The sequence below is a fragment of the Paraburkholderia sp. genome (genome assembly GCF_036488505.1).
Lineage (GTDB): Bacteria > Pseudomonadota > Gammaproteobacteria > Burkholderiales > Burkholderiaceae > Paraburkholderia.
In genome coordinates, this window is sequence record NZ_DASXHN010000450.1 from 1 (window position 1) to 10,312 (window position 10,312).

A 10,312-nucleotide genomic window follows, 5' to 3' on the forward strand; every position below is an offset into this window, starting at 1 on the left:
CGGCTCGGCGGGCAGTGCCGCGGCGATCTGTTCCAACTGGTAATCGAACAGTTCGTTCGCTTCGGCAAGCGCCTGCCGGTAGATCAGCCATCCCGCGATGCCCACGCCGAGCAACACCAGTGCGAGCAGCCAGAACAGCAGTTGCCGGCGAATCGAGCGCATCGGCTCAGGCGTCCTTCGCAATCATGTAGCCGAGGCCGCGCACGTTGCGGATCAGCTCGGCGCCGAGCTTCTTGCGCAGCGCGTGAATATAGACCTCGACCGTATTGCTGCCGATCTCCTCGCCCCATCCATACATCTTTTCTTCGAGCTGGCTTTTCGACAGCACCGCCCCCGGTCGCGCGATCAGCGCTTCCAGCAGCGCAAACTCGCGCGCGGACAGCGGCACCGGCGCGCCGTCGAGCGTGACCTGGTGCGAGGCCGGATCGAGGGTCACATTGCCGTGGCGGATCGTCGAATCGCTGCGACCGGACTGGCGCCGGATCAGTGCACGCATACGCGCGCCGAGTTCGTCGAGATCGAAAGGTTTGACAAGGTAATCGTCAGCGCCGGCATCGAGGCCCTTCACGCGATCTGCGACCGCGTCGCGCGCGGTGACGATCAGCACCGGCAGCGCGTGACCGCGCGCACGGAGCGTGCGCAGCACCTGCAGGCCGTCGCGCTTGGGCAGGCCCAGGTCGAGCAGCGCCAGATCGTAAGGCTGGGCGGCAGCCGCGCGCAACGCCGCTTCGCCGTCTTCGACCCAGTCCACGGCAAAGCCTTCGCCGCGCAGCGCCTTGCGCACCCCTTCGGCGATCATCCGGTCATCTTCGACTAGCAGGATGCGCATGGTTGTCCGTCCGGAAACGTTGATGATGCCGCATTCTAGCGCCCGCCCCTCCGCCTGCGCACCGCCCTGCGCTTTTTTCAACGCAGTCTCGCGGCATGTCACTACAATGTGCGCTTTGCGTCGCGCGGTGACCTTCCCGTTCGCGCGGCGCCTGCGTAAGCAGCAACCATCCGTAGGTCGGTTTCGGCGTTTGGCAGGTTCGCGCGCGAGCCTTCCTTTCGGGCACGCGTCAAGCGACGCTCAGGCGATCGTGCGAGGCGGTGTGATGCCGTCGAACAGCCTCGAGTGCCGACCGCTAACGCATCTCCGCGCGCCGCATGCGCTTAGGCTGTGCCCGCCCATCTGGTTGTTTGCCTGTTCAGTCCTTTGCCCGTTTGGTCTTTCGCCCGTTCATGACGCACGCTTTTCTGTCTTCCGCCGCCCGCCGTCTGGCGTCGCGGCCGCTCCGTTCCTCCGCCGTCGCCGCATTCATGCGCACCCGGCTCGCGCGGCACACCGCAATCTGGCTGCTCGCCGCCGCGCTGGGCGCGGGCGCGCTACTGCCGCAGCCGGCACAGGCGCGCGTCAAGGCTACGCATCCGAGCGTCAACGTCACGACCGTGCTGCCGGAACCGGTGATGCGCGCTTTGCAACGCGCGCACGTGCCGCTGTCGTCGATCAGCGTCGTCGTCGAGAAAGTCGGCCAGCGCACGCCAATCCTTGCGCTGAACGCCGGCGAGCCGATGATGCCCGCCTCGACGATGAAGCTCGTCACCACCTATTCCGGCCTGTCGATTCTCGGCCCAGACTACCGCTGGCGCACGACCGCCTACGCTGACGGCACGCTAGACGCGAGCGGCGTGCTGCATGGCAATCTGTACATCCAGGGCACAGGCGACCCGAAGCTCGTACCCGAAGAACTGATCGATCTCGTGCAGAAGATTCACAAGGCGGGCATCAACGGCGTCGACGGCGCGCTGGTGCTCGACAAGCGCTACTTCGATCCGTCGACGCGCGATCTCCCCGCCTTCGACGACGACGTCACCGCGCCGTACAACGTCGGCCCCGATCCGCTGCTGTACGCGTTCAAGTCGCTGTCGTTCACGCTGACGCCGTCGCCGGACGGTACGGTAGCAATTGACGTGCTGCCCGCGCTCGCGCAACTGCGCATCGACAACCACTTGCGCGCGACGCATGGCCCCTGCCGCGGCGACACGGCGGCGCTCGCACCGACGGTCACGCCGCAGCCCGACGGCACGCTCGTCGCATCGTTCAGCGGCGACTTCCCTGCGCGCTGCGAGCCGCGCACGATCAATGTCGCGGTGCTCGATCACTCGGCGTTCTTCGCCGGTGGCTTTCTGGCGCTGTGGCAGCAAACCGGCGGTACCTTCCACGGCACGACGCGCGAAGGCGCGGTGCCGGCCGGCGCGAAACTGGTCGCGACGCACGAGGGCCCGATGCTGTCCGACATCGTTCGCGACATCAACAAGTTCAGCAACAACACGATGGCGCGCAACCTGTTCCTGACGATCGGCGCGGCCGAGGAAAAAGCGCCTGCGACACCCGCGAAGGCCGCACGCGCGATCGAGGACTTCTTGCGCCGCGACAGTCTGAACCCCGAGTATCTGACGCTCGAGAACGGCTCCGGTCTGTCGCGCAACGAGCACATCACCGCGCTCGCGCTCGCCGATCTTCTGCAACGCGCGAACGCCAGCCCGGTCGCGCAGGTGTTCGTCGAATCGCTGCCGATCGCCGGCGTCGACGGCACGATGCGCAACCGCCTGATCAACCAGGGCGCGGGCGGCAATGCGCATATCAAAACCGGCACGTTGCGCGACGTGCGCGCGATCGCCGGCTATGTGGCGTCGGCCGATGGCAACAGCTACATCGTGGTCAGCCTGATCAACGACCCGCATTCGGAAGCGGCGCGTGCTGCGCACGACGCGCTGCTCGAATGGGTGTACGACGGGCCTTCGCAGGGCTTCACGAAAGTCTCGGCCCCGATCGAAGAGCCGCGCGCGCAGCCTAAGAAAAACCCGCGCAAGCGCGCCGGCCACTGAGGAATTCTTCTAGCGAAGCCACCCGCGGCAAGGTCCTAACCGTGTACGCTGTCGAGCAACGTGCGGCGCGTGAGATACGCGATCGAGAGACAACAGATCGGAGTCAAGCGATCGGGAGTCAAGCGATCGCGAGACAAGCGATAACCGCTCGGGCCGCACCGGCTGCGCGTGTCGCCCGGCGACCCAGACCGCGCAGCCCACACCAACGACAACGACACCGCCCGCCGTGCACTCCGCGGCGGTCAGGGACAAGGAAGGGAGACACGATGCAATTCAATGCCGAATTGCTGCTGCTCGCCATGGCGCCCGTCTTTCCCGGCTGCACCGGCTGGGAGGCGTGGCACCCGCGGCGCATGCGCCCCGCCGCGCGGTTCGATAGCTGGCGCGACGCGCTGTGCAATACCGCGCTCGCGTTGATGCAGCAGGCCACCGACAAGCTCGCGTGGCTCGCGATCATCCGTGTCTACGCATTTTTCCGTACGCACTACCGCAACCGCATCCATAGGTGGCAGCCCGCGTGGGTGTCGTTCGTCGTGCTGTTCGTCGCACACCACCTGCCCGAGTACCGGTTTCATCGCTATGGCCATCCAATGCGCTGGCTGCGGGCCGCGCGCGTCGCACATCACTCGTCGGAGCGGATCAATTCTTCGACCGCGTTTCGTCAGAGCGTGATGTATCCGGTTGCCTGCGTGCGGCTGTTCCAGGCGCGGCTCGCGACCCTCGGCTTTGCGCCGCAAAAATACCGAGCGCGCGCGTCGTGAACACCGCCCGCATGGCGCACCGTTCATCGCTCGCAGCGCATTAAATTGGCAGCAGCATTAGAAGCGCGATCGCGTCCGCCGGCGCACGGGCTTTCGGGCATGGAGTCAGGCAGCAAACCGCGCGACACGGTCAGTCGCGCAATCGGTGAGCAGTCAGGCTCGGATGCAAATCATACGGTCGCGTTTCACCCACCATGCAGGCCGTAGAAGATTCTGTAAGCTGTCGTCACGCCGCCGACGCGGCGGGCGCCGCCTGCAACACATGGCACAAGGGCCACATACGAGGAGATGCAGTCAACATGAATCAAACCGCTTCGAAAAAACATCAATGGGTGCGCGTCACGCAAATCGCCATGGCGAGCGCAGCGTTCGCCGCGCTCGCGGCATGCGGCGGTGGCGGCGATGACAACAATTCGAGCAGCAACACGCCGCCCGGTGGGGTCAAACTGCAGGTCGTGTCGTTCGGCGACAGCCTGTCGGACGTCGGCACTTACGGCCCGTCCGTCCAGGCGAGCGTCGGTACCGGCGGCGGCCGCTTCACGACGAATCCAGGCGAAATCTGGACGCAGAAGGTCGCCGAATACTACGGCGGCACGCTGGCTCCAGCATACGTAGGCGGCTTCGGTCAGCCGCTCACCGCGGCCGGTGGCCTCGGTTACGCCCAAGGCGGTTCGCGTGTCGATCTGCAGCCGGGCGAAGGCTACGCGCCGAACAACCTGGCAGCGACGACGGTGCCGGTTACGCAACAGGTTTCCGAGTATCTGGCCGCGCACAACAGCTTCAATTCGAACCAGCTCGTGCTAATGAACGGCGGCGCGAACGACATCTTCATTCAGGCGCAGGCTGTCTCGGATGCCGGTACGGCGGCGGCCACCCAGGTGCTGCAAGGCGGCGGCTCGGCGAGCGCCGCGCAGACCGCGGCGACCAACGCGTCGCTGGCGGCGACGCCGGCCGCGCTGCAGGCGGTCAGCGTCGCGGCGGCGAAGTTCGTCGGTACGGTCCAGCAGGTGGTCGCTGCCGGCGCGACTCATGTGGTGGTGGCGGACGTGCCCGATATCGCGCAGACGCCGCAGGGGCTCGCCGCTGGTGCGCAGGGCCAGGCGCTCTTCAACGCGCTGGTTCAGACCTACAACGGCACGCTGCAGCAGGCGCTGGCGTCGAACAAGCAGGTCATCTACGTGAGCACGTTCGCGTGGCAGGACCAGACGATGGCCAACTATCAGTCGTTGGGTTTCACCGTGTCGAATACCGGCACCGGGTGTAACCTGGCGTCGATGGCCGCCAATGCGACCGCTTATGCGACGAAGAACCCGGCCGTCCTTCTGCCGGGTCAGACGGCGGCGTCGTTCGGGAGCGCGTTCGGGTCGTCGCTGTTCTGTTCGCCGCAGACCTATACGGTGGCCGGTGCGGACCAGAGCTACATGTTCGCAGACCTCGTGCATCCGACCACGCACCTGCATGCGCTGTTCGCGCAGCAGGTCGAGAAGCAGATCGCGGCAAGCGGGCTTGGGAAGTAAAGCGGGTTGGCTGACGGACTGGCATGGTCACCAGCCAGTTCGCAGCCTCGATGACTGTTGAGCGAAACGAAAGGCCCGGCTGCCGTTGAACGAAGCCGGGCCTTGTTTTTTTTATCCGTCGGCAGGAAGCATCCGCATCGCCACGGAGGCTCGACCCAGCTTTCAGCCTTGTGCCTCGAAAGCCGCCGCCGCGCGCCCCAGCCGGTCGTTGACCGCTATCCATTCGATCGTATCCGGCAGCTTCTCGATCAGAATTCGCGTAACGTCCGCGCGGTCGAGCGCCCGCAGCAACCCATATAGCTCGCGTGCGTAGACGTCCGGATCTTCCGGCGCCGCGACGAAATGTACGGCTTCGGCATCGGCCCAGTGGCCGGCGCGCGATGCGCGCGCGACCAGCGCGACACGCTCGCCTGCTTCGCGCGCCTCGAGCAGCGGCTCGAGCTCATTGAACGGCAGCAATGCGAGCGGCGTGCGCGGCGCGTAATGCGCCTTCAACGTGCCCGACGCACGTGGCGCGGTCGCATCGGATCCATCGGGCAGACGCGGCGCCTCGCCGAGCACGTCTGCGATATCCCGCGGCGTCACGCGACCCGGCCTGAGCAGCGCCGGAAAACCGCGCGACAGATCGACGATCGTCGACTCGATCCCCACATCCGACGCGCCGCCGTCGAGCACATGGATCGCACCGCCGAACTCGTCGCGCACATGCTGCGCGGTGGTCGGACTCACATGCCCGAAGCGGTTCGCGGACGGCGCCGCCACGCCGCCGTGCCCGCCGCGCAACGCGCTGAACGCGTCGAGCAGCGCCTGCGCAACCGGGTGCGACGGGCAGCGCAACGCCACTGAATCCTGCCCGCCGCTGACCGCCGCCGGGATCCGCGCGGCCCGCTTGAGGATCAGCGTGAGCGGCCCTGGCCAGAACGCGTCGATCAGACGCTGCGCGTGCGCCGGCAAATACTCGACCCAGTATTTCGGATCGCCCTGCGGGGCCAGATGCACGATGACGGGATGATTGGCCGGTCTGCCCTTTGCCGCGTAAATGCGTGCGACCGCGTCCGGGCTTTCGGCATCGCCGCCGAGGCCGTAGACGGTTTCCGTCGGAAACGCGACGAGCTCGCCCGCATCGAGCAGTGCGACCGCGTGCTGGATCTGCGCGGCGCTGACGCCGAACGCATTCGCGGCGCTGGCGGCGTCTTCGGCGGGTTTGTGTTGGTCCGGCATCGCGCGCGTCAGCTGGTGACGATATGCAGCAAGCGCGCGCAATCGCGCGCCGCGGTGCGGGCTTCGTCGAGCGTCGGCGCGGTGAAGTTGACGTGGCCCATCTTGCGGCCGCAGCGCGCCTCCTCCTTGCCGTACAGATGCAGCCGCGCGGCCGGCATCGCCGCAACCTCGTGCCACGGCGGCGTGACCGCTGCACGCTTCGGGCCGTCCGGGAACCACACGTCGCCGAGAATGTTCAGCATCACCGCCGGCGAATGTTGGCGCGTGTCGCCGAGCGGCATGCCGGTCATCGCGCGCACCTGCTGCTCGAACTGACTCGTCGCGCAGGCATCGACCGTGTAGTGGCCGGAATTGTGCGGGCGCGGCGCCATTTCGTTGGCGACCAGCGAACCGTCTTCGAGGATGAAGAATTCGACGCACAGCACGCCGACATAGCCGAGCTTGTCGGCAATCTGCAGCGCGGCCTGTTGTGCCTGCTGAACGAGCGCGGGCGTAGCGTCCGGCGCCGGCACGATCGTGTGAGACAGCACGCCGTCGCGGTGCGTGTTCTGCGCGAGCGGATAGACGACCGACGCGCCGCTTGCCGCGCGCGCGATGAGCGCCGAGACCTCGAACTTCAGAGGCAGGCGCTTTTCCAGCACGCACGGCACGCCGCCGAGCGACGCATGCGCCTCGCGCACTTCGTCCGCGTTGCGCACCCGAACCTGGCCCTTGCCGTCATAACCCATCCGCGCCGTTTTCAGGATGCCCGGCAGCACGGCTTCGAGCTGCGCGTCGCCGAGCGCGGCGAGCGCGTCCGACGACTCGATCACGACGTGCGGCGCGACCGTCACACCCGAGGACGCGATAAAGCGCTTCTCGGCGATGCGGTCCTGCGCGACCGCGACGCAGCGGCCGGCGGGGCTCACGAACGTGGTCTTCGCGACAAAATCGAGGCTCGTGGCCGGCACATTCTCGAATTCGGTCGACACCGCGGCGCAGAGCCGCGCGAGCTCGGTCAACGCCGCTTCGTCGTCATAGGCCGCGCGCACATGGCGGTCGGCGACCGCGCCCGCCGGACTGCTTTCGTCCGGGTCGAGCACGGCGACGCGATAGCCCATCGCCTGGGCGGCAAAGCAGAACATGCGGCCGAGCTGGCCGCCACCGACCATGCCAAGCCATGCGCCGGGCAGAATCGGTGAAACCGGTGTGTTGTCTAGGTTCATCTTGATGGTCGGTCGCGGCTGGATGCGCGTTGCGCTCGCATGGCGAGCCTCGGGCAAACGGCCGGGGGTCGGACAGGGACGTCTTGTGTTGAAACAAACAACAACCGGCGCGCTTACAGCGCCGGCAATACCATCGCGTGAGCCGCTTCATTCTGGCGCACGCGGAATGCCGCGAGCTTGTCCGCGTATTCGGCGCTGGTGCCACTCAAAAGCGACACCGCGAACAGCGCCGCATTCGCCGCGCCCGCCTCGCCGATCGCAAACGTCGCGACCGGTACGCCCTTGGGCATCTGCACGATCGAATGCAGCGAATCGACGCCCTTCAGGTACTTGCTCGCGACCGGCACGCCGAGCACCGGCACCGTGGTCTTCGCGGCCAGCATGCCCGGCAGATGCGCCGCGCCGCCCGCACCAGCGATGATCGCGCGAATACCACGCTCCCGCGCGCTTTCAGCATAGGCGAACATTTCGTCGGGCATGCGATGCGCGGACACGACCTTCGCTTCATACGGCACGCCGAATTCCTGCAGGATCGCGACGGCGTTTTTCATCACTTCCCAGTCGGAACTGGAGCCCATCAGCACGCCGACGACTGGCGCGCGATGCGTATGGGCGGTTTGTGCTTCACTCATCTTTACGGCTTCCCTGTTTGCGGACGATGCGCGCCTGATACGGCGCGCGCGATCAGTCGAGCTTGTGGCCGGTCAGGCGCTCGAGCGCTTCCTGGTACTTTTCGCCCGTTTTCACGACTACGTCGTCCGGCAGCTTCGGCGCTGGCGGCTCTTTCTTCCACGGCTGCGTTTCGAGCCAGTCGCGCACGAACTGCTTGTCGAACGACGGCGGGTTGGTGCCCACCTGGTATTGATCCGCCGGCCAGAAGCGCGACGAATCGGCCGTCAGCGCCTCGTCCATCAGATACAGCTTGCCGTGGTTGTCCAGACCGAATTCGAACTTGGTGTCCGCGATGATGATGCCGCGCGTCGCCGCATAATCGGCGGCTTCCTTGTACAAACGGATCGAGATGTCGCGGATCGTGGCCGATAGCTCGGTGCCGATGCGGCGCTCCATCTCGTGGTAGGTGATGTTTTCGTCGTGGTGACCCATCTCGGCTTTGGCAGCCGGTGTGAAGATCGGCTCGGGCAGTTTTTGCGCGTTCTGCATGCCCGCCGGCAGTTCCACCCCGCACACCGAACCGGTGGCCTGGTAATCCTTCCAGCCGCTGCCGGCCAGGTAGCCGCGCACCACCGCTTCGACTAGGATCGGCTCGAGGCGCTTGACGACCACCGCGCGGCCGCTGACCTGCTCGACTTCGTCCGGCGCAACCACCGACTCGGGCGCGACGCCCGTCAGGTGGTTCGGCACCACGTGCTGGAGTTTCTCGAACCAGAAGTTCGCCATCGCGTTCAGCACACGGCCCTTGTTCGGAATCGGCTCGCCCATGATCACATCGAAAGCCGACAGACGGTCGGTCGTGACGATCAGCAACTGGTCGTTGCCCACCGCATAGTTGTCGCGGACTTTACCGCGGCCGAGCAGCGGCAGCGAGCGGAGCGTGGATTCGTACAGGGTAGACATCGTCGTGGTTCGCTAAAAGTGGGGCAAAAATGTGAGCGGAACAAAAGGGAAACGCCGTTCCCCCGATGATGCGGGAACGGCGATCGGACGACAAGCTGGCCAGATAGCCAGCCGGCCAGGCGAAAGCCCGGCCAGAACGACAGCTTAGCGGACGACCTGCGCGAGCTCGCCCGACTTGTACTTCTCCGCGATTTTATCAAGCGAAACCGGCTTGATCTTGCCAGCCTGGCCTTCGCAGCCGAATTGCGTGTAGCGGTCGAGACAGACCTTCATCGCCGCTTCGCGCGCCGGCTTCAGATAATCGCGCGGATCGAACTTGCCCGGATTGGTCGCCATGTAGCGGCGAATTGCGCCGGTGATCGCGAGACGCAGGTCGGTGTCGATGTTGACCTTTCGCACGCCGTGCTTGATGCCTTCCTGGATTTCCTCGACCGGCACACCGTAGGTTTCCTTCATGTCGCCGCCGAATTCGCGGATTTCCGCGAGCAAGTCCTGCGGCACCGACGAGGAACCGTGCATCACCAGGTGGGTGTTCGGAATTCGCTGGTGAATTTCCTTGATGCGCTGGATCGACAGAATGTCGCCGGTGGGCTTCTTGCTGAATTTATACGCGCCGTGCGAGGTGCCGATGGCAATAGCCAAGGCGTCGCATTGCGTCAACTTGACGAAGTCGGCGGCCTGCTCCGGATCGGTCAGCAGTTGCTCGCGGGTCATCGTGCCTTCCGCGCCGTGGCCGTCTTCCTTGTCGCCCTTCATGGTTTCCAGCGAACCCAGCACGCCGAGCTCCGCTTCCACCGTCACGCCGATCGAGTGCGCCGCTTCCACCACCTTGCGCGACACGTTGACGTTGTATTCGTACGATGCCACCGTCTTGCCGTCCGCTTCCAGCGAACCGTCCATCATCACGCTGGTAAAACCGCTGCGGATGGCCGCCATGCAGACTGCCGGCGACTGCCCATGATCCTGATGCATCACGACCGGAATGTGCGGATACGACTCAATGGCTGCTTCGATCAGATGGCGCAGGAACGGCTCGCCCGCGTACTTACGCGCACCGGCGGACGCCTGCATGATGACCGGGGCGTTGACCTTGTCCGCTGCGAACATGATCGCCTGCACCTGCTCCAGGTTGTTCACGTTGAATGCCGGAATGCCATAACCGTTT

At 65.8% G+C, this 10,312-nt stretch carries 8 protein-coding genes and 2 pseudogenes; 3 read left to right on the forward strand and 7 right to left on the reverse strand.

Going from position 1 to position 10,312, the window contains the following annotated elements:
* Together VGH68_RS25875 and VGH68_RS25880 are read right to left on the reverse strand one after the other, a co-directional pair.
* Positions 1-162, reverse strand: a pseudogene (locus VGH68_RS25875) (two-component sensor histidine kinase); the annotation flags it as partial.
* Between the two features lie 4 nt (positions 163-166).
* Entirely contained in the window at positions 167-829 is a 663-nt protein-coding gene (locus VGH68_RS25880; protein WP_331606562.1) for a response regulator, read from the reverse strand.
* A 392-nt stretch (positions 830-1,221) separates the two neighbouring features.
* Between VGH68_RS25880 and dacB the strand changes: the two genes are divergently transcribed.
* From dacB to VGH68_RS25895, 3 genes and pseudogenes are all read left to right on the forward strand, one after another.
* Complete coding sequence (gene dacB / locus VGH68_RS25885) at positions 1,222-2,868, forward strand: D-alanyl-D-alanine carboxypeptidase/D-alanyl-D-alanine endopeptidase (RefSeq protein WP_331606563.1); 1,647 nt, start codon at positions 1,222-1,224, stop codon at positions 2,866-2,868.
* 266 nt (positions 2,869-3,134) lie between these two features.
* Positions 3,135-3,608: pseudogene (locus VGH68_RS25890) on the forward strand (sterol desaturase family protein); the annotation flags it as partial.
* 320 nt (positions 3,609-3,928) lie between these two features.
* Positions 3,929-5,146 (forward strand): SGNH/GDSL hydrolase family protein, encoded by a 1,218-nt coding sequence (locus VGH68_RS25895; protein WP_331606564.1) that lies wholly within the window; start codon positions 3,929-3,931, stop codon positions 5,144-5,146.
* A gap of 162 nt (positions 5,147-5,308) precedes the next feature.
* On the opposite strand, the gene VGH68_RS25900 is transcribed toward VGH68_RS25895, so the two are convergent.
* The 5 genes from VGH68_RS25900 to fba form a co-directional block, all read right to left on the reverse strand.
* Positions 5,309-6,367, reverse strand: a complete 1,059-nt coding sequence (locus tag VGH68_RS25900; protein ID WP_331606565.1) for an L-threonylcarbamoyladenylate synthase — start codon at positions 6,365-6,367, stop codon at positions 5,309-5,311.
* Between the two features lie 8 nt (positions 6,368-6,375).
* Positions 6,376-7,572 (reverse strand): 5-(carboxyamino)imidazole ribonucleotide synthase, encoded by a 1,197-nt coding sequence (locus tag VGH68_RS25905; protein ID WP_331606566.1) that lies wholly within the window; start codon positions 7,570-7,572, stop codon positions 6,376-6,378.
* A 113-nt stretch (positions 7,573-7,685) separates the two neighbouring features.
* Entirely contained in the window at positions 7,686-8,204 is a 519-nt protein-coding gene (purE, locus tag VGH68_RS25910) for a 5-(carboxyamino)imidazole ribonucleotide mutase (protein WP_331606567.1), read from the reverse strand.
* Between the two features lie 52 nt (positions 8,205-8,256).
* Positions 8,257-9,147 (reverse strand): phosphoribosylaminoimidazolesuccinocarboxamide synthase, encoded by an 891-nt coding sequence (locus VGH68_RS25915; RefSeq protein ID WP_331606568.1) that lies wholly within the window; start codon positions 9,145-9,147, stop codon positions 8,257-8,259.
* A 144-nt stretch (positions 9,148-9,291) separates the two neighbouring features.
* Positions 9,292-10,312: class II fructose-bisphosphate aldolase (fba, locus tag VGH68_RS25920; protein WP_331606569.1), on the reverse strand; the 1,021-nt coding region annotated here is incomplete at its 5' end.